This window comes from Meridianimarinicoccus zhengii (assembly GCF_003254465.1).
GTDB lineage: Bacteria > Pseudomonadota > Alphaproteobacteria > Rhodobacterales > Rhodobacteraceae > Meridianimarinicoccus > Meridianimarinicoccus zhengii.
On record NZ_QDFI01000075.1, the window covers coordinates 1 to 19,184 of the forward strand.

Sequence of the window (19,184 nt, forward strand, 5' to 3'; positions counted from 1 at the left end):
CTCCGTTTTCGATCTTGAATCAGAAATGAGACCAAACGGGAATCCCTTGATTGCAGACACGGCCTAGGCGGCGCTTGCCGGTCGGGTGGTGGCCCCGTTCACCGAACCTTGGACAGGAAAGCCTGCGTTTCCGGGTGCTGCGGGTCGCCGAAGATCTGCGCGGGCGGACCGATCTCGGCCATGACGCCCTTGTGGAAGAACGCCACCCGGTTGGACACGTCCCGCGCGAAGCTCATTTCGTGGGTCACGAGGATCATTGTCATGCCTTCCTCGGCCAGCATCTTGAGCGTCTCCAGAACCTCGCCCACCAATTGCGGGTCGAGCGCCGATGTCACCTCGTCGAACAGCATGTAGTCGGGCGACATCGCCAGCGCGCGGGCGATGGCCATGCGCTGCTGCTGCCCGCCCGACAGCCGCCCCGGATAGGTTTCGAGCTTGTCGCCCAGCCCCACGTGGCGCAACTGCTTCTCGGCGATCTCGTTGGCTTCGGCCTTGCCCATCCCCAGCACCTTGCGCGGCGCGAGCGTTACGTTCTCTCGCACCGTCAGGTGTGGAAACGCGTTGAACTGCTGGAACACGATGCCGACCCGCGCGCGCAGCTTGTTGAGGTTCGTGGAGCGCGCGTGCACCTCAGTCCCGTCTATGGTGATCTTGCCGGCATCGATGGGTTCCAGCCCGTTGATGCAGGTCAGCAGCGTCGACTTGCCGGATCCCGACCCCCCGATCACGGTCAGCACCTCGCCATTGCTGACGGTCAGGTCGATGCCCTTGAGAACCTCCAGTGCGCCGAAGGATTTGCGGACATTCTCGATCTCAATCATTGGACCACCGCCGTTCGAGATACCCGCCAAGCCGTGCCAGCGGGAAGCTGATGATGAAATAGAACGCGCCGCAGATCAGCAGCAGGAACAGCGGTTCCTGCAGGCGCGTGATGAGGATCTGGGTGGATTTCAGCAATTCCGTCACCTGCACGACGTAGACGAGGGCCGAGTCCTTCATCACCCCCAGCGCCAGCCCGATCCAGGATGGCAGCGCCACGCGAGTCGCCAGCGGGGTGACGATATACACCATGTCCTGCGCCCAGGTCATGCCGAGCGACCGTGCGGCGCGGCGGGTGGTCTGCGGCACCGCGTCGATCCCGCCGCGCACGATTTCCGCGCAATAGGCCGAGGTGTAGAGTGACAACACCGCGCAGGCGACGGTGAAGCCCGAGATCTGCCACTGCAGCACGATGCCGACGAAGGCGTTCGTCAGCACGAGCTGGATCAGCAGCGGGACGGAGCGGAAGATATCCAGCACGAAGGTCAGCGGCGCCGACAGGATCGGGCCAAGCTGCACCCGGATCACGCCGAACAGGATGCCGAGGATCGTCCCGATCACCACCGAGATCGCGGTGACGAGGATCGTGATGCCTGCGCCCTGCGCAAGGAACCACAGGTCGCGCGTGGTCAGTGCCGTTTCGAACATGCCAGCGTGCCCCTCAGTACCGGAAAAGGCGCGCGGCGATCAGCCGGCCCCCCAGCGTGATCGTCTTGGTGATGACGTAGAAGATGACAGCCGCAATGGCGAACAGCTCGAACGTGCGGAACGTCAGCGCGTTGAGATCCTGCGTCACCCCGTAAAGGTCCGTGTTCATCCCCACCGTCACGCCAAGCGACGTCATCAGGATCGCCCAGACCATCTGGTTCGTCATCGGCAGGAACGAAATGCGCAGCATCTGCGGCACGATGATGTAGCGGAACGCCTGTAGCTGTGTCATGCCCAGCGATCGGCCCGCACGGGCCTGCGTGTCCGGGATCGCCTTAAGCGCGCCGCGGAAATTCTCGGCAAGATAGCCCGCGTTGTTGAAGGTGATGCCCACCAGCAACGACATGAACGGGTTGAGGTAGAGCCCGAAGCTCGCCACGCCGAAATGCGCCATGTAGATCTGGAACAGGGCAGGGGTATTGCGTGCAACCTCGACCCATGTCGTGGAGATCGCCATGAGCGGGCGGGATCCCGAAAGCCGCAGCAGCGTCAGCACGATGGCCAGCGCGATGCCGAGAACCATGGACAGCACCGCGACCTGCATGGTCACGATGGCTCCCTCGAGCATCTGCGGCAGCCGGGCCATGGCCTGACCCCACTGAAACGTGTAGTCGAACATGCTGGAACATCCTGCGCGGAAAAGCAGAATGGCGGCGCGGCAGTCGCCCGCGCCGCCTGTGTGTCATCCCGGCAGGGTCAGCGGTAGACGCCCGGGATCGTCAGGTCGGGCAGTTCGCCGCCGACCCACTTTTCATACAGTTCCGCGTAGCGGCCCGTGCGCACCTGCTGGCTGACGAACAGGTCGAGATAGTTCAGGAACCCGTATTCGTCGCGGCGGGTGAACAGCGCGACATAGTCGGTGTCGAACGGCGCGAAGCCCACGACCGAAATGTCGCCGAAATTTCCCGACTGGACGTTGGCCTGCGCCACCGTCGACGTGGACACCGTTGCGTCAAGCTGGCCCTGGCTGAGCGCGAGGAACACATCCGCCTGCGTCTGGTAGGGCCGGAAGGTGCTGCCTTCGCCCCACTGGTTCACGTATTCTTCCAGCGCGATGGCTTCGTAGGTGCCCGCGACGGCGCCCACGGTGAAGCCCTTCATGGCTTCGAAGGAGTCGATGCCGGTGCTGTTGTTCGCGGTCACCGCCATCTCGAATGCGAAATAGGGGACCGAGAAGCCCACGGTCTTGGCCCGCTCCAGCGTGTCCGACGTCGAGGCGACGCCGACATCCACCCGGTTCGACATCAGTGCCGGGATGCGTTCGGGGAAGGGGGTTTCGACGATCTCGGCGTCGACGCCCAATGCGGCGGCCAGGTCCTTGCAGTAATCCACGTCGAAGCCGATGGGCTCGTTGTTCTCGTCGCGCATGCCCATGGGCGGGAAATCGAGCACGACCGCGCAGCGGAGTGTGCCCGACGCGATGATGTCATCAAGCTTGTCGGCCTGCGCGATGCCGGCAAGGCCGGTCAGGGCCGTCGCTGCGGCGATCAGGGTGAGTGTTTTCATTATCCGTCCCTCGCTGTTGATTCTGGCTTCACCATGGGTGGACTTGTTCTTTTTTGCAATAATTTTCCTATATGAAAAATGCTGGCGCATCAGGAAAAATGACGGTATGCCCGGGCCGAGGGCAGGCCGCGCCGAATGGTTGCGGCGCTGCATCGCCGTGGGCGCGCCAAGGGTATCCCGCCGTGCCGCCCGACCGGAACAGAAAAAGGACCATTCCCATGACCTTCATGCCCCATGGCAAGCACATCATCGCAGGCGACCGCGTCGGGGGGGACGCGACCTTCCATGCCTCTCCGGTGGAGGGATCGGCCCATGACGTCGCCATGGGCAATGCGGCGCTTGTGGATCGCGCATGCAAGGCGGCGGAGGATGCCTTTCCGTCCTATGCCGCGACCAGCCGGGCCGACCGCGCGGCCTTCCTGAACGCCATCGCGGACGAGATCGAAGCGCGCGGCGACGCCATCACCGAGATCGGCACGCGCGAAACCGGCCTGCCTGCTGCGCGCTTGCAGGGCGAACGCGGCCGCACCGTGGGGCAGCTGCGGTTGTTCGCGGACCATATCCTGAAGGGCGATTACCTCGACCGTCGTCACGACCCGGCGTTGCCCGACCGCGCGCCTGCGCCACGCCCGGATCTGCGCATGATGCAGCGGCCCATCGGCCCCGTGGCCGTGTTCGGCGCGTCGAACTTCCCGCTGGCGTTCTCGACGGCTGGTGGTGATACGGCCTCGGCGCTCGCCGCGGGCTGCCCGGTGGTCGTGAAGGGGCACGAGGCGCATCCCGGCACTGCCGAGATCGTGGGCGAGGCCATCGCGGCAGCGGTCACGCGCTGCGGTTTGCCCGCCGGTGTGTTCTCGCTGATCCATGGTGGCAGCCGCGAGGCGGGCACTGCGCTGGTGCAGCACCCGCTGATCCGCGCGGTCGGCTTCACTGGATCGCTGGCGGGGGGACGTGCGTTGTTCGATCTTTGCGCACAGCGCCCAGAACCGATCCCGTTCTTCGGCGAACTTGGATCCGTGAACCCGATGTTCGTGATGCCCGCGGCAATGGCCGCGCGCGGCGCGGAGATCGGCAAGGGCTGGGCCGGGTCGCTGACCATGGGCGCAGGCCAGTTCTGCACAAACCCCGGCATCGCCGTCCTGCAGGACGGCCCCGAGGCCGATGCCTTCATCGAAGCCGCGCGCGCGGCGCTGGCCGACAGTGCGCCGCAAACCATGCTGACCGGCGAGATCGCCGACGCCTATCGCAAGGGGTGCGACCGGGTCGCGGGCGTCGCGGGCGTCGCGCAAGTGTTTGCGGGCGATGCCGGTCCGAGGGCCGCGGCGCCCGCGCTGTTCGCGGTCGGCGGTGCCGACTGGCTTGCGGCCCATGCGCTGGGGGAAGAGGTCTTCGGCCCGCTCGGGCTGGTGGTGCGCGCGCGGGACGCGGACGAGATGCAGGAGATCGCCCGCGCGCTCGACGGGCAGTTGACCGCGACGCTGCACATCGACGACGCCGACACGGAGGCCGCGCGGCCGCTGATGCCCGTGCTCGAACGCAAGGCCGGGCGGTTGCTCGTCAACGGCTTTCCCACGGGTGTGGAGGTCTGCGACGCGATGGTCCATGGTGGGCCCTACCCGGCCTCGACGAATTTCGGTGCGACCTCGGTCGGTACACTGGCCATTCGGCGCTTCCTGCGGCCAGTGTGCTACCAGAACATGCCCGACGCGCTCCTGCCCGAGGATCTGCGGGGCTGAGCGCAGGTCAGCCGGGGGCCAGGGCCCCCGCGCCGATGAAATCGTCGAGAAGCGCGCGAAAGATCGCGGGCTTCTCCAGATGCACGGCGTGCGACGCCCCCGGCACCACGGCGAGCGATCCGTTGGGCAGACCGGTCCAGAGCGTTTCCACCTGCGGCCAGCGGTAGGACCGGTCCTTCTCGCCCCACAGGATCAGCGTGGGCGCAGTGATCCGGCCCAGGTTCGCGCGCCCGTCCCATTCGGCCATGGCGAGCAGGGCGGCCATCGCCGCGTCGGTGCTGGCGCGCGCGGCGATGTCGCGGACCAGTGCAAAACCGGGTGCGCTGTCGCCGTCGACGAACCATGTGGCGGCGATCCGGCCCGCGGTTCGGGCCACGCCTTCGCGGCGCAGCCGTTCCAGCGACACGGCCAGCGGTTCGAACCGGTCGGGCATCGCGCCAAGCGGACCGGTGCCGTACAGAACCAGCCGCTCCACCCGTTCCGGTGCGCGGCGGGCCATGTCCTGCGCGATCATGCCGCCCATCGAATGGCCGAGCAGGATGAACCGCTCCGCCCCGCGCGCGTCGATCTGGTCCAGCACATGCGCGGCGAAATCCGCGATGGAGGTGAGGGGCGGTGCGCCCGCCGCATCGCCGAAACCGGGCAGGGCGGGGGCGAACAGGTCGAACCGGTCCGACAGGGCCGCGATCTCTCCGGACCATTGCGCGGCACCGCCGAGATAGCCGTGGACCAGCACGAGGAGCGGTTTTCGCGCGTGGTCGTGCCTGCCCGGTTCCGCCGCAATCCGTGCGGATGCCGTCATTTCATCTGCTCGGGCAGCCACAGCGCGGTTTCGGGAAACGCGATCAGCACCCCGATCAGCACCACGAGCGCCGCGATGAAGGGCAGGCAGCCCCGGATCACCTGCCCGATGGTGACCTGCCCGCGCCCGATCCCCTGGATGACATAGAGGTTCAGGCCGACGGGCGGGGTCAGCACCGCGATTTCCATGGTGATCGTGTAGACGACGCCGAACCAGATCAGGTCGAACCCGGCCGCCGCCATCAGCGGAAAGATCGTGGGCAGGGTGATGAACGTCATCGACACGGGTTCGAGAAACATCCCCAGCGCGATGTAGAACACCAGCACGATCGCCAGCACCGTGTAGGGCGACAGGTCGAAGCTGAGAAAGAGCTGCGTGAATTCGTAGGGCACCCGGTAATAGGTCAGCACGAACCCGAAAAGCGTGCCCGCCGACAGCAGAAGCCCAAGGTACCCCATCGTCCGCATGGTCGAGAACAGCGAGTCCTTGAACCCCTGCCACCGCAGCCCGCCCACGGTAAACGCGAGGATCACGGTCAGAAGGGCCGCGACCGCCGCTGCCTCGGTCGGGGTGGCGATGCCGGCATAGATGGCAACGGTGATGACCAGCCCGATGAGCGCGATGGGTCCGACCGTCGCCGCGATCTGGAACACGCCCATGCGCGTGGCAAGGTCCCGATCGGGAATGTCGTCGGGATGGATCACGCCCCAGATCAGCACCACGACGCAGAACATCGTGACGAGGATCAGGCCCGGGATCACACCCGCGATGAAGAGATCCCCGATGCTCTGGTCCGTGACGATGCCGTAGAACAGCAGGATCAGGCTGGGCGGCAACAGCACCGACAGCGTGCCCCCGGCGGCGAGCACGCCCGAGGACAGCTCCTTGCCATAGCCGAGCCGGAGCATTTCCGGCAGCGCCACGCCCCCGATGGTGAGCGAGCCGACCATGGACGACCCGCACACCGCGCCGAAGCCCGCGCAGGCGCCGATGGAGCCGTAAGCCGCCGACCCACGCACCCGCACCCCCTGGTGCAGGAATTGGTACAGCTTCGGACCGATATTCGATTTCCCGATCAGCTCGCCCAGGAAAACGAACAGCGGCACGGCGAGCAGGATATAGTCGATCCACACGCCCCACAGCTTCAGCTGCGACGACACCAGCGATGTCTGGAACGTCTGGATCTGCCACAGGAACGGCAGGGATGCCGCGGCGAGCGCGAAAGGGATGGGCAGGCCGATGGCGATCAGCAGCATCAGCAGTCCCAGCAGGCCAAGCCCGACTTCGTACCATTCCATGGCTCAGAACTCCCGCTGCGGTGTCAGGAACAGCCGCACGAGGCGCAGGGCGGCATAGGCCGAAAACATGAGCAGCGCCGCCGTGCCCGGCAGCCAGAACGCCCAGCGGGGCCAGAGCAGGATTTCCGACGACGCGCCCGAATTGAACGCCCGGATCGTGGCATTGGCCGCCGCCGTCGAGAAGAACAGCCCCACCGCCAGCATCAGCCCGAGATTGAGAATGGCCACCACTTTGCGCCCCGCGGCGGGCAGCCGTTCGGTCAGCATGGTCACCTTGGGATAGGCGTCTTCGCGCAGGGCGTAGCCGAGACCCGCGAAGGCCACCGGGAAAAGCAGCAGCGCCGTCGCCTCGGTCACCATGCGGTCGGGGGCGTTCAGCGCGTAGCGGGTGAAGACGCCATAGCTGATCCAGACCATCTGCACGAGAATGACGATCCCGCCCGCCGCGGCGGCCCACACGACCAGCCGTTCGGCGTGGCGGATCATCCGGTCGAGCGTGACCGGGGTATCGGTGTCAACGGTCATGGCACCTGTCCTGTCCGGGAATGGGGCTGCGGGGCCCGCGCGGCCCCGCAGGTTTGCGCCAAGGCGCGATCAGGGCGCGTTGTCGGCAAAAAGCTGGAGGATACTTGCCGACAGGTCGGGTCCACAGGCGGCTTCGACTTCGGCGTTCCAGGTGTCCTGCACGCTCGCGATCAGTTCCATCCGCTTGTCCTGGCTGATCGACACGGCCGCGCCGCCGCCCTTCATCACCGCGTTGCCGACGCGCTGATCCACCCAGTCTTCGTAGCGCGGCTTGAGCCAGGCTTCGGTTTCCATGGCCGCTTCGGTCAGCGCCGCCTGTTCTTCCGGCGTCAGCTGGTCGTACTTCATCTGGTTGATCATGTACTGGATATTGCCGTAGAACAGGTTGGCGTTGACCATGTAGGGCATCACGTCCCACAACTGCCAACTGGAATAAGTCGCCACGCCCATATTGATGCCGTCCACCACGCCCCGTTCGGCGGACTGGAACACTTCCTTCGGTGCCACGAACACGGGCGCGCCGCCCCATGTCTCGATCATCATGCTGACCAGCGGGCCGATGGAGCGCACCTGCATCCCGTTCAGGTTGCCAAGGTCTTCGACCGGCCCTTCGAACCACCATTCCTGATCATAGGAGTAGTTGGAGTTGAACAGCGGCACGAGCCCGATTTCCGCGGCCTCGTCGCGCACGAGATCGGCATAGGCCGCGTCCATCTCCACCTGGCCTTCAAGGTCGATGGCGGCGGGGTAAAGCGATGTCACCCGGTAACACGGCAGACGATCGTCGGCGGGAATCCAGCTGATGTCGGACACGCCGCCCTGCAGCGCGTCAATGCCTTCGGACCAGCCATGCAGGGTCGAGGACGGGAAGATCTGCACCTCGACGCTGCCGCCGGTCTTTTCGGCGACCAGTTCGGCGAAATGCACGAACCCGTCATAGCGGATATCAGCTTCGTTGACATAGGTGGACAGGCGGATGGTCGTCTGCGCCATGGCCGGGGCGCACAGCCCCGCCACAAGCGCAGTGGTGCCAAGCGCGGTTACCAGCGTTCGTTTCATCGGAAGCTCCCTGTTGCTGTCGGTGCTGCGGTGCGCGCCGATGGCCGCCCCGACCCGTTTCTTGCAAGGCCGCGCAGAACCGGTCGCCCTGCACTGGAAAAATGCTAGGCGAATCCTGTCCGCATGTGCCAATGCCAATAGGTCAAAAAACTATTCCGATTTTGCATAATCAGGCTTACCGTCGTTTGCACTGCTGCGAGGGATGCAATGGACATCAACTGGCTGATGGATTTCGTGTGCCTTGGCCGGACGCTGAATTTCTCGCGCGCGGCGGAGGATCGCAACGTCACCCAGTCGGCCTTCAGCCGCCGGATCAAGTCGTTGGAAACATGGGTCGGCGCGCCGCTGGTGGATCGCACGACCTATCCCGTGCGGCTGACGCCCGCGGGGCGGCAGTTTCTGGCGACGGCACAGGCGACGCTCGCCACGCTTGAAGACAGCCGGCAGGCGATCCGGGCGGCGGAGCGCGGCAAGCTGCCCCTGCAACGCTTCGCGGCGCTGCACGCGATTTCGGTGAACTTCCTGCAACCCCGGCTGGCCGCGTTCGAACGCACGATCCCCGACATGCGCGCGCGCGTGATTTCCGACACGATGGCGGCCTGCTGCCAGCTCCTGCTGGATGGCGGTTGCGATTTCCTGCTCTACTACCGCCACCAGCACGTGGAGCCGGTGCTGGACGAGGCGCGCTTCGTGCGCAAGGACCTGTGCACCGAGGATCTGATCCCGGTGGCCCGGCAGGACGCGGCGGCGCGTCACGGCTGGACGCTGGGCGGGCGCAGCAAGATCAAGGTGCCCTATCTCAGCTATGACCCGGACACGTTCCTCGGCAACGTGGTGGACACCACGATCGGCAAGCGGGAAACCGCGCTCGACATCCGCTACATGGATGCGCTTGCCGAGGCGCTGAAGCGGCGCACGCTGACGGGCGGCGGGGTCGCATGGCTGCCGGAACTGGCAATCAAGGACGATCTTGCCGATGGCACACTGGTGCGCATGGGCGGACCGACATGGGTGGCCACGCTGACGATATCGCTCATCGCGTCCCCGGACCGTCTCGACGATGTTGGGCGCCGCGTGTGGGACGCGTTCTGACGCCAGCGGTACCGGCGGGCAAGCTGCGTGGCCCGGTGTAGGATAAGCAGCGACGGCACCGCGCGCCGGGGGGCGCCCCGCCATGGATGCGGTTGGGTCACTCGCCGGGCAGGATGTGCCCGAATGGCCCGTTGGCGCCGATCCCCGCGCGGAATCGCTCAGAAAGTCCCCGCGTCGATTCGACCAGCCCGAGCAGGAAGAACTCCGATTGCGTCGGCTCCGAACTCTGGTTGCGCGGGTCATAGGGCTGCACCTGCGGTGAGCGCGTGTTCACCAGGACCGGCGTCACGATCACGACCAGCTCTGTCTCGTTGTTCTGGAAGCTCGAGGACCGGAACAGCGCCCCGATGATCGGAATATTGCCGAGCCACGGAAACTGACTGATCGCGCGTTCGCTGTTGCTTTGCAGAAGCCCCGCGATGACGAAGCTGTTCCCGCTGTCCAGTTCCACCGTGGTCGTCACGCGCCGGGTGATGAAGGACGGGTTGTCGTCGACGCGCACGCTCTCGTCAATCTGGCTGACCTCGGGCGTGATCACCAGTCGCACGACGCCGCGATCCATGATCGTCGGCGTGAAGTTCAGCCGGACCCCGTATTCGCGGTAATCGGTCTGGGTCCGTCCCGTGGTCGATCCCGTCTCGTCCTGGACAGGTGCCACGATGGGCACCTCGCCGCCCACGACGAAGCTCGCCTCCTGCCCGTTCACGGTCACGAGCGTTGGGTTGGCCAGCCGCCGGGCAAGGCCCTTCACCTCCAGCGCTTGGAGCACGTAATCGACATCGAAATCGCCGAGCAGCGCCGAGGTGATCCGTCGTGTGCCCGACCGGGATTCGAACGGCGTTCCGTTGATCGTCTGGAAGGCATCGCTGGATCCGAACAGCGACACGCCGAGATCGGTCCCGCTGGAACGAGACAGTTCCAGTATGTTTACGCGCAGCATCACCTGCCGGGAATCGACCACGCGCAATGAATCGATCACCGTGGCCGTGCTGTAGCTGGCCGCCACGTCCAGCGCCTTTTGCCGCTGATTTTCATCCCGCACCTGCCCGCGCAGCAGCACGCGGCCGTTGACATTTGTGACGGCGATCTGGTTGCCGCTGTCGAGCCCGTTGAGGATATCCGACAGGCCGGAGAAATCGTCGCGCACGGTCACGTTGAACTGCTGGCGCCTTGCCTGCTGTTCGTCCAGCGCCACGATGGCCGTCCGCCCCGGCGCGCGGGTCTGGAGAACGAAACTGGTCCGCGACAGGGGCACCGCGGTCGCCACGGTGTCCGCGCCCACGATGATGTTGCCGATGGGGAAATCCGTGTTGACGACCTGCGACTCTCCGGGCGCGAGCAGGATGTCCTGCGGTGCCGGATCCTCCGGGGTTTGCCCGTGCACGGTTCCGGCCCAGCCGACCATCAGCGCCAGCAGGCACGCGGCCAGTGACCGGGCGATGTGCAGTCCGGCCCGGCAAGCGGTGCGGGACAGCATCCTAGAACCGCTCCCGCCGGGGCAGCACGGCCCGCAGCATCCGCAGGTTGCCCGCGATTTTCGCGTTGTCCGGTGCCAGTTGCGCCGCGCGGGTGAGGTCTTCGTAGGCGTCCTGAAGATCGCCGTTCAGCATCCGGGAATAGCCGCGGTTGTTGTAGAACGCGGCCTGATCGCGCACCACCTTCGCCAGGGCGTCATAGGCCTTGCCCGCTTGCCGCCTGTTGCCGGTCAGGTCCGACGCGATCGCCAGCCCGCTCAGGGCATCGGCATTACGTGTCGTGAAGGGCTGCATGGCCGAGAACTGGCGATAGGCATCGGGATACTGGCCCGCGCGCAAAAGCGCCACGCCGCGTGTAAGGTCCGCCTGTTGCTGCGCCGGGTCCGTGCGCGGCGCCGTCAACTGGCAGCCGGCAGTGAACACCGCGACCCCCAGAACGGCGGCCACGATGCCGCCGCGCACCGAATGGCGCGCGCCACCCGGTTGCCTGTCGCGGGTTTCACGCATTTTCCTGCCCATACGCCCGTGAACCGGGCTTCCTTTCGTTGTACATGACAGTAATTCGCCACCTGCCTGCGCGTCACGCATTATTTTATGCATTTGCAGAACCCGGCCAGCGTACTGTGTCCGCTTTGCCGCGCGGTTTGGACGGTCTTTGCTACTTCTTTCGTATAGTCCGGGATCGACCTTCGTATAGGGTTTTGATCTTGCAGGTATTTTTCAAGATTGCGCGCGCATTTCGATGCGAATCAAGCTATATGCATTCGTGCTAGGGTAGCATTGCCACGGCAGACGGGCAAAATCGGTCAACGCATTCCGCGCTCGACCCGTTTCTACATGGAGACCCATCATGATCACCACGCTTCTGAACATCCTGAGCATGTTCCGCAAGGATGCCCGCGGCGCAACCGCCATCGAATACGGTCTCATCGCTGCCGGCATCGCCGTCGCGATCGCGGCGGCCGTCTTTGCACTGGGTACGGATCTTTCCGGCCTGTTCGGCGACGTGTCCGAAGCGCTTGACGGCGCGCCTGCCGAAGGCGGCGAAGGCGACGGTACAAACTGAGGCAGGTCGTTCTCGTGAGGTTCGGCATCCACCCGTGGAAGGTAACTGCGGCGCCGCTCCATACGCTGCGTCTGCGTCTTGGGGTCGTGCCATGACTTTCGGGCGCAAGGATTCCACGGCCGGCACACCGGCACAGCCGCGGCCGGAAGCGCCGCGCGCGCCCGGTTTCGACCCCGCGAACCCCGCTTACCGGGAAAAGAGCATGGCGGTCTTCGACCGCCTCATCTCCACCGTCGATGCGGGGGCCCTTCTCAACCTGCCGGTGACCGAGGGCCGGCAATTCATCCAGGCCGAGATCCGCAAGATCCTGCGCCAGGATCGTATCGTGCTGTCCGCCGCCGCCGAGGCGTTCATGCTCGACGAGATCTGCGACGAGATGCTGGGCTATGGCCCGCTGGAACGGCTGCTCGCGCGGGACGATATCGCGGACATCATGGTGAACGGCCCCGACAACGTCTTCATCGAAACAGGCGGCCGGATCGAGAAGACGGATATCCGGTTCCGTGACGAGCGGCACCTGATGAACGTGTGCCAGCGGATCGTGTCGCGGGTCGGGCGCAGGATCGACGAATCCAGCCCGATCTGCGATGCGCGTCTGGCCGACGGATCGCGGGTCAACGTGATCGCGCCGCCGCTCAGCCTGCGCGGGGTGACGCTGACGATCCGCCGCTTCCGGCGCGACAAGGTCACGCTCGACGACCTGGTGCGCTGGGAAAGCCTGCCTGCCCCGGCGGCCACCGTTCTGTCATCGCTGGCGAGAGCCGGGTGCAACATCCTGATTTCCGGCGGCACGGGGTCGGGCAAGACCACCTTGCTGAATGCCCTGACCGCCTTCATCGACGTGGGCGAACGCATCATCACCTGCGAGGATACGGCGGAGCTGCAACTCCAGCAGCCCCATGTCATCAGCCTTGAAACCCGCCCCCCCAACCTGGAGGGCGAGGGCACGGTGAGCATGCGCGACCTTGTGAAGAACTGCCTGCGGATGCGGCCGGACCGTATCATCGTGGGCGAGGTGCGCGGTCCCGAAGCCTTCGACCTGTTGCAGGCGATGAACACGGGCCATGACGGGTCGATGGGCACGCTGCATGCGAATTCCCCGCGAGAGGCGCTGTCGCGGCTCGAATCCATGGTCACCATGGGGTACCCGTCGCTCAAGACCGCGACCATCCGCGAGATGATCTCGTCTGCTGTGGATGTCATCGTGCAGGCATCCCGCATGCGCGACGGCAGCCGCAAGATCGTGGATGTCGCGCTGGTCGTCGGCATGGAGGACGGGCGCGTCACGTTGCAACGTTTGTTCCGCTTCGACGTCGACAATCGCGGCGATCCCGATGCGCGGGTTCGGGGGCAATACATCCGCGTGAACGGTCTGACCGGCGTGGCGCGCCAGAAGGCCGCGTATTTCGGGCTCGAGGCGCGGATCGACGCCGCGCTCGACCAGTTGTGAACCCGGTGCGCCGGGTGGACAGGGGATGACGGCGTCCGAGGGCACCATGTTCCTGGCGGCGCTTCTGGCGGCGGCCGCGTCCGTCGCGCTCGTCGCGCTTCTTGTCGCCTCCCTCGGGCAGCACCGTCGGGCCCTGCGCCAGCGCCTGCGGGCGCGGCGGGCAAATGGTGCGGCAAGGCAGGCCCATGGCGTGTCGCCGGTCGCGAACATCGCCCAGCTCGAACAGATCGGGGTTGTGGGGGACAGCGGCAAGCTGCGCCGCTGGCTTCTGCGCAACGGGTTCGAGATCGCGCCGCGGCGCCTTGCCGGGCGGCTTGCGGTGGGCGTTGTCGTCGCCTTCATGCTCGGTGTGCTTGCGGGGCTTGGCCCGCTTCTGTCCCTTGTCGCGGCCTGCGTGCTGGTGCCCGGGCTGACCCTGCTGGCCGGGCGCCAGCGGATCGCGCGGCGGATGGCCATGGCCGAAGAACAGTTTCCCGCAGTGATCAGCACGATCGTGCGGACGCTGCAAAGCGGCCTCACCCTTCAGGACGCCATGCAGCTTGTCGCCGCCGAAGGGCCGGACCCCTTGCGCGCCGAATTCGCCCGCGTGCTGACCGACGAGGCGATCGGCCTGCCGCTGCCCGACGCCTGCCATCGGATGGCCGCGCGCCTGCCCTTCGACGCGGCGGAGTTCTTCGCCCTGATCGTGGCGGTGCAGACCGAAACCGGCGGCAGCATCGTCACCGCGCTGGAAAACCTGGCCGAAACCACGCAGGCGCGTGCCGCGCTGGCAGAAAAGATCGAGGTGTCGGGGCAGGAAGCGCGGGCATCGGCGGTCATCATCGGGTCGCTGCCTCCGCTCGTGCTGGGGATGCTCTGGATCGTCCAGCCCGAGTTCGTGTCGGTGCTTTTCGTCACGACGAAGGGTCAGCTCGCGCTGGCGGGTGCGGCGGTCATGGTTCTGGCCGGCACGGTCGTGATGCGCGAGATGGCGAAGTTCGATGACTGACCTGCTGGGCGTTCTGCTGTTGCAGGATCCGGCGCTCCGGCTGGCGGGGCTGATGTTCTGGGCCGCGTTCGCGCTTGGGCTGGCCTTTGTCGCCACCGGCCGGACCCGCGCGCAGCGGTTGCGCGAACGGGTCCGCGCGCGCATCGGCGGCGACGTGGACAAGCGGGAGGACGACCGCAACCGCCCTCCGATCCCCGTGCGGCTGGCGCAGCACTTGCTGGACCGGCGGTTGCAGGCCGGATCGCGTAGCGCGCGCACCGAAGACACGCTGGCGCTGAAGATGTGGCGCGCGGGGTTCTACGGGGCCGCTGCGCCGGCCTGGTGGATCGTGTGGCGCATCGCGTCGGTGCCGCTGGCCGCCGGACTTTGCGCGTTGATCCTGCTGGCCTATTCGGGCGACGGCTTCTCGCCGCGTGCCGCGGTAACGATCGGTGCGGTGATCGGTGGGGCGCTGGGTCTGGTCGGACCGCCGATCTACCGGCGCAACCGCACCGATAAGCGCATGATCGCCATGCGCCGGGCATGGCCGGACCTTCTCGACCTGCTGGCGCTTACGGTCGGTGCGGGGCTGACACTGGAAACGGCGCTTCTGCGTATCCGCGACCTGATGGCCGAGAAATCCCCCGACCTTGCCCGCGAACTGACCATCCTGACGGCGGAACTGACCTATTTCGGCGAACGTGCGCGCGCGTTGCAAAATCTCAACCGTCGCTGTGACATGGCCGAGGTGGACGATCTGGTGACCGCCCTGATCCAGGCGGATCAGAAGGGTCTGCCGCTGTCCGGCCTGCTCACCGGGACCGCACGCGAACAGCGCCGCAAGCGCCGGATGGAGATCGAGAAGAAGGCCGCGTCCCTGCCCGCCAAGCTGACGGTGCCGATGATCCTGTTCTTCCTGCCCGCCCTGCTGACCGTGATCCTTGCGCCGGTCGTGTTCCGGGTCGGGGCCATCTTCTGACCCTGCGCGGTCAGGGGGCCGGCGCAAGCGAGACTGTGCCACCCTCCGTCCCGCCGCCGCCCGCGCAGCCGCCCTCAAGTGCGGCGCCGTTCTCCAAAGTCAGTGTTCTGGCATAGATGCGCAGGCATCCGGCATCCAGGTCGCTTCCGATGATCGCGACATCCGCGTCCGGAAATATCAGCATGCCCGTCGCTTCCAACCGCCCGATATCGAGGTCGAGCGCCTTCTTCACGCGCCACCCCTCGCCGCCCATGATCGCGATGCCCTCGAAGGGGCCCGCCAAGGGTGCCGCGACGCGCAGCCGTGATCCTTCGTCGATCTCGATCGTGGCATCCTCCATCAAAACGATCACCGCGCTGGGGCCAAGGTCCAGAGTAGCATCGTCGTCGATCTTCAGTTCGTCCCAGATGAAATACAGACCAGGTCGGCCAATGGTGTCGCGCGTGATCTCCAGCCCATCACACAGCCATATCGCGGCCTTGCCCGATGAATGTCGGCCACCGGGAAAAATCTCCTCCGGCGGGCCATCCTTGCCGTATTCGGTGCAGGCGCCTTCCTTGTGCGGTGGCGCGGGCAGGTCCGCGAACGCGTCCGGAATGCCGACCGGTTCGTCAAGCCTCGGCGCGGCGCACGCATCCAATGTTACCGCGTCCGGGTTCGAGATGCCCCCGGCGACATTCAGGCACCCGGCTAGTAGCGTGGCGCCTCTCTTGAAGTCCACCGCATTTGGGTGAGACGATGCAACGGCGATCCCGCAGCCCGTCATGGCAAGGCTGCTGTCCCTGTCGAGCGACAAGGCCTTTTTCGTGCCCTCGCGCAGATAGATGCAGGCGTCCGGCTCTGCCGCCATCTCGTACACCGCCACGGACCCGGCGCGCACGATCACGTCCCCGCTTCCGAAGATCTGCGAGAAGATGCGCGGCACCGGCAGGCTCGCCTCGACCGACAGTCGCCCGGGTTCCGGCAGCGTGACCGCGACGGCGGGCGTGGCACCGGCATCCATGTTCGCGGCCACTATCGTCTCGGCAAAGGCTGTGGCGCGGGTGCCGCTTTCGCCGCGCACCAGCATCTCCGCCCCTGCCCGCGCACCGATATCAGCGGCGATCTGCAGCCGCTCCTGCCGGTAGAACAGCAGCGACGCATCGACGGCATAGGCCGCGATGCCGAGCAGCACCGGCAGCAGCAGCGCGGTCATCACCGCGATGGCACCGCCCGTGTCCGCACCGAACCGCGCACCCTTCCCATCTGGCATGGTCATCCCGGGCCCCCCGTCAGCCACAGGATGCACATAAGCCCGATGGAAATCGCCGGACCGTAGGGGAAATAGCCCGGTTCGGCAAAGCTCGGGAACCGCCCTGCGCCGGGTACGAGCCGTGCCAGCCTGTGCAGTGCCAGCACGGGCAACCCCGCCACAGTCACCATGAGCAACCAGACAAGGATCACCATAGGGTCGGGCGGCACCAGCGGGGCCGCTGCCGCAAGGTACTTCACATCCCCCGCCCCCATCGCGTTCGCCGCGTAGAGCCCGAACCCCAGCGCGAACAGGACCGCCGCCGCCACGAGGCGCAAGGCGGTTTCCTGCCATGGCAGACCCGGAAGAACGAGGATGGCGAAGACCGCCAGCAGCGCCATGTGGACGCCATTGGGGATCCGCATGTAAAGCGCATCGACCGCCGCCGCCCACAGAGCGATGGCCGCCACGGGCCAGAGCGCGAGATCGGCAAGCCCGCTCATCCGCCCACCAGCGCCGCGGCGCGCAAGCGCGAAACGTTCCAGTCGAGGATCGGGATGAGCAGCGGCACGTCATAGGTCAGTCGCAGGATCTGCCCCGCGCTGCCATTGTCCAGCTCCGCCGCGACCCGGTTCGGGTCCGGCCCCTTGAACCGCGTTCGGGCCTCCAGGAGCACGTCTTCCGCCGTCGGCGGGTCGTCGGGATATTCCAGTTCAAGCGCGCGCGCGGTTTCCGTGGCGGCTTCGTTCAGCGCGGCCATGGCCCCGAAGGTCACGCCGACCTGCAGTAGTCCGAACACGATCAGCAGGAACGGCACGAGCACGAATGCGAATTCGACCGCCATCGACCCCCGCGTGGATGCCAGCATCCCGCGCCTTGGCGGCATCGGGCCGGTCATGGGGCCGTCACCGTCAGCCGGGTGTCCAGCCGGTGCACGCCAGGCGTGTCGCCGCCGGGCACGAGGCTGGGCACGGTGACCTGCCCGGTCACGGTATAGAGCCGCAGCGCCTCGACCCCGCCATCGCAACTCAGCGGGCAGGTCCGCGTGTCCTCGGCCAGATCGATCAGGTCCGCAGGGCACAGGCAGCTTTCCGTCACCGGGTCGAAGGCCACGTCCACCAGCCCGAGCCCCAGCCGCAGCGCAGCGAGTTCCGCCAGACGCCCGTCAAGAGCCCCCGTGCTGTCGGCGCGGCGCGCAAGATCGGGTACGCGGGCCATGGTGGTGTTCATGCTGGCATGGGACAGGATGCGGAACCCCATCTCAACCGCCCCCAGCACGAGAAACAGGAGCATGGGCAGCACCAGCGCGAATTCCACCGCAGCCGTGCCCGCCGTGCCCGAGATGCCCCGCCGCACCATTACCACCACTTCCGCATCGCGCGGCCCAGCCGTTCCAGCGGCTCCGGACCGGGGGCACCGGACCGCCCGGTCAGCACCGTGGCCAGCGCGATGATCGCGCGCGCCAGCGGCCGGCGCTCCGAGAGCGCGAGCGCCACGTTTCCCGTCGCGGCGGCCTGCCCCATCAGGCGCGTGTCATACGGCAGGACGGCCGAAACGCGATAACCGCTGGCGGCCTCCATCTCGGGTTTCGGGACTTCGATCCGCCCGCGCTGGCCCGCCTTGTTGAGGATCAGAAGTACCCGTTGCGGGTCGTATTCCATCCGTTCCAGCACGCGCTTGGTATTTTCCACGTGCTGCACCCCGGCCAGCGTCGGCTCTGCCACGATCACAAGCTGGTCCACCTGCCGCACGAGGTCCCGCTTGGTGTCGGTCCACGCATCGGGCATGTCGATCACGACATGCACGTCGTGTTGGAAGGGGATTTCCAGAACCGCGTTCGTCACCACCCGCGACAAGTCCGGCGGATGTTCGAGATCCGGCAGGGTCGGCAGCACCTTGAGATGGTTGCCCACGGATTCCGCCGTCTGCCACAGCACCCGGTGATCGATGCTGCCCGGCGCCTGTTCCAGCCCCAGAAGGTCGCGCGGGTTGTCCAGGTTGAAGTTGATCGCCAGCGTACCGTATTGCGGGTCGAGATCCGCAAGCAGCGTGTCGCGCCCCAGCGCATGGGCCATGGCATAGGCCGTGTTCTGCGCCACCGTCGACGACCCGCTGCCGCTGCCCGCGCCGATGAAGGCGGTGCAGGCGCCCAGTTTCGGGCGCGACTCGGACAAGAACGCATCCATCAGCGACGTGTGCAGCCGGTCGGGCCGCGTCGGCAGCAGGATGAAGTCGGCCACGCCCACATCCAGCATCGCCCGGTACGCGGCGACAGCGTCGGGTTCCTCGGCGTTGCGCCCGATGACAAAAACCCGTGTCCGCGGATTGCACTTCGGGGCCAGTGCCCGAAGCGCGCGCAGAAAACCATCGAGCGGGCGGTCCTTTTCGAGGATGATGATATGACCGCTGTCCTGAAGGTTTTTCGATGCGGGCCGCGGCGCGACTTGGGCGGCCGGGAGGTGGCGGCCCGC

General features: G+C 66.5%; 21 protein-coding genes. 6 read left to right on the top strand and 15 right to left on the bottom strand.

The window, feature by feature from the left end; translation table 11 throughout:
• Positions 1–98 precede the first annotated feature (98 nt).
• The 4 genes from DDE13_RS18260 to DDE13_RS18275 all read right to left on the bottom strand — a co-directional run bounded on the left by DDE13_RS18260 (position 99) and on the right by DDE13_RS18275 (position 3,033).
• Positions 99–821 carry an amino acid ABC transporter ATP-binding protein gene (locus DDE13_RS18260; RefSeq protein ID WP_111405689.1) on the bottom strand — a complete coding sequence of 241 codons (723 nt, stop codon included), beginning with the start codon at positions 819–821 and terminating at the stop codon, positions 99–101.
• A complete protein-coding gene (locus DDE13_RS18265) occupies positions 814–1,467 on the bottom strand; it encodes an amino acid ABC transporter permease (RefSeq protein ID WP_111405690.1) in 654 nt (217 codons plus the stop codon). The genes DDE13_RS18260 and DDE13_RS18265 overlap by 8 nt, the downstream gene beginning before the upstream one ends.
• Before the next feature lie 13 nt (positions 1,468–1,480).
• On the bottom strand, positions 1,481–2,146 hold the full coding sequence (locus tag DDE13_RS18270; RefSeq protein ID WP_111405691.1) for an amino acid ABC transporter permease: 666 nt from the start codon (positions 2,144–2,146) through the stop codon (positions 1,481–1,483).
• A gap of 77 nt (positions 2,147–2,223) precedes the next feature.
• A complete protein-coding gene (locus DDE13_RS18275; protein ID WP_111405692.1) occupies positions 2,224–3,033 on the bottom strand; it encodes an ABC transporter substrate-binding protein in 810 nt (269 codons plus the stop codon).
• Between the two features lie 218 nt (positions 3,034–3,251).
• On the opposite strand from DDE13_RS18275, the gene DDE13_RS18280 reads away from it, so the two are divergent.
• Positions 3,252–4,769, top strand: a complete 1,518-nt coding sequence (locus DDE13_RS18280; RefSeq protein ID WP_111405693.1) for an aldehyde dehydrogenase (NADP(+)) — start codon at positions 3,252–3,254, stop codon at positions 4,767–4,769.
• Between the two features lie 7 nt (positions 4,770–4,776).
• Here DDE13_RS18280 and DDE13_RS18285 read toward each other — a convergent pair whose 3' ends face one another.
• The 4 genes from DDE13_RS18285 to dctP all read right to left on the bottom strand — a co-directional run bounded on the left by DDE13_RS18285 (position 4,777) and on the right by dctP (position 8,453).
• On the bottom strand, positions 4,777–5,571 hold the full coding sequence (locus DDE13_RS18285) for an alpha/beta fold hydrolase (RefSeq protein ID WP_111405694.1): 795 nt from the start codon (positions 5,569–5,571) through the stop codon (positions 4,777–4,779).
• Positions 5,568–6,869 carry a TRAP transporter large permease gene (locus tag DDE13_RS18290; protein ID WP_111405695.1) on the bottom strand — a complete coding sequence of 434 codons (1,302 nt, stop codon included), beginning with the start codon at positions 6,867–6,869 and terminating at the stop codon, positions 5,568–5,570. Before DDE13_RS18290 ends, DDE13_RS18285 begins: the two co-directional genes overlap by 4 nt.
• Positions 6,870–6,872: 3 nt before the next feature.
• A complete protein-coding gene (locus DDE13_RS18295) occupies positions 6,873–7,394 on the bottom strand; it encodes a TRAP transporter small permease (protein WP_111405696.1) in 522 nt (173 codons plus the stop codon).
• Positions 7,395–7,463: 69 nt separating this feature from the next.
• Positions 7,464–8,453 (bottom strand): TRAP transporter substrate-binding protein DctP, encoded by a 990-nt coding sequence (dctP, locus tag DDE13_RS18300; RefSeq protein WP_111405697.1) that lies wholly within the window; start codon positions 8,451–8,453, stop codon positions 7,464–7,466.
• A 207-nt stretch (positions 8,454–8,660) separates the two neighbouring features.
• On the opposite strand from dctP, the gene DDE13_RS18305 reads away from it, so the two are divergent.
• Positions 8,661–9,545 carry a LysR family transcriptional regulator gene (locus DDE13_RS18305; RefSeq protein ID WP_111405698.1) on the top strand — a complete coding sequence of 295 codons (885 nt, stop codon included), beginning with the start codon at positions 8,661–8,663 and terminating at the stop codon, positions 9,543–9,545.
• 97 nt (positions 9,546–9,642) lie between these two features.
• On the opposite strand, the gene DDE13_RS18310 is transcribed toward DDE13_RS18305, so the two are convergent.
• Both DDE13_RS18310 and DDE13_RS18315 read right to left on the bottom strand, forming a co-directional pair.
• Positions 9,643–11,022: a type II and III secretion system protein family protein gene (locus DDE13_RS18310; protein ID WP_111405699.1), complete on the bottom strand. Its 1,380-nt coding sequence runs from the start codon at positions 11,020–11,022 to the stop codon at positions 9,643–9,645.
• A 1-nt stretch (position 11,023) separates the two neighbouring features.
• Positions 11,024–11,527, bottom strand: coding sequence for a tetratricopeptide repeat protein (locus DDE13_RS18315; protein ID WP_162631086.1), 504 nt, complete (start codon positions 11,525–11,527; stop codon positions 11,024–11,026).
• A gap of 343 nt (positions 11,528–11,870) precedes the next feature.
• Between DDE13_RS18315 and DDE13_RS18320 the strand changes: the two genes are divergently transcribed.
• The 4 genes from DDE13_RS18320 (at position 11,871) to DDE13_RS18335 (ending at position 15,482) form a co-directional block, all read left to right on the top strand.
• Complete coding sequence (locus DDE13_RS18320) at positions 11,871–12,086, top strand: Flp family type IVb pilin (RefSeq protein ID WP_111405701.1); 216 nt, start codon at positions 11,871–11,873, stop codon at positions 12,084–12,086.
• Between the two features lie 202 nt (positions 12,087–12,288).
• Positions 12,289–13,536, top strand: a complete 1,248-nt coding sequence (locus tag DDE13_RS18325) for a CpaF family protein (protein WP_235868768.1) — start codon at positions 12,289–12,291, stop codon at positions 13,534–13,536.
• Between the two features lie 25 nt (positions 13,537–13,561).
• Positions 13,562–14,524 (top strand): type II secretion system F family protein, encoded by a 963-nt coding sequence (locus DDE13_RS18330; RefSeq protein WP_111405703.1) that lies wholly within the window; start codon positions 13,562–13,564, stop codon positions 14,522–14,524.
• Positions 14,517–15,482: a type II secretion system F family protein gene (locus DDE13_RS18335; protein WP_111405704.1), complete on the top strand. Its 966-nt coding sequence runs from the start codon at positions 14,517–14,519 to the stop codon at positions 15,480–15,482. Before DDE13_RS18330 ends, DDE13_RS18335 begins: the two co-directional genes overlap by 8 nt.
• Before the next feature lie 10 nt (positions 15,483–15,492).
• Here DDE13_RS18335 and DDE13_RS18340 read toward each other — a convergent pair whose 3' ends face one another.
• From DDE13_RS18340 to DDE13_RS18360, 5 genes are all read right to left on the bottom strand, one after another.
• Positions 15,493–16,740 carry a TadE/TadG family type IV pilus assembly protein gene (locus DDE13_RS18340; RefSeq protein WP_111405705.1) on the bottom strand — a complete coding sequence of 416 codons (1,248 nt, stop codon included), beginning with the start codon at positions 16,738–16,740 and terminating at the stop codon, positions 15,493–15,495.
• A complete protein-coding gene (locus DDE13_RS18345) occupies positions 16,737–17,216 on the bottom strand; it encodes an A24 family peptidase (RefSeq protein WP_111405706.1) in 480 nt (159 codons plus the stop codon). The genes DDE13_RS18340 and DDE13_RS18345 overlap by 4 nt, the downstream gene beginning before the upstream one ends.
• The gene (locus DDE13_RS18350; protein WP_111405707.1) at positions 17,213–17,611 is read right to left on the bottom strand and encodes a TadE family protein; all 399 of its coding nucleotides are present in this window, start codon (positions 17,609–17,611) and stop codon (positions 17,213–17,215) included. Before DDE13_RS18350 ends, DDE13_RS18345 begins: the two co-directional genes overlap by 4 nt.
• Complete coding sequence (locus DDE13_RS18355; protein ID WP_111405708.1) at positions 17,608–18,072, bottom strand: TadE/TadG family type IV pilus assembly protein; 465 nt, start codon at positions 18,070–18,072, stop codon at positions 17,608–17,610. The genes DDE13_RS18350 and DDE13_RS18355 overlap by 4 nt, the downstream gene beginning before the upstream one ends.
• The coding region (locus tag DDE13_RS18360; RefSeq protein ID WP_162631087.1) for an AAA family ATPase at positions 18,072–19,184 on the bottom strand (1,113 nt) is incomplete at its 5' end. The genes DDE13_RS18355 and DDE13_RS18360, both read right to left, overlap by 1 nt.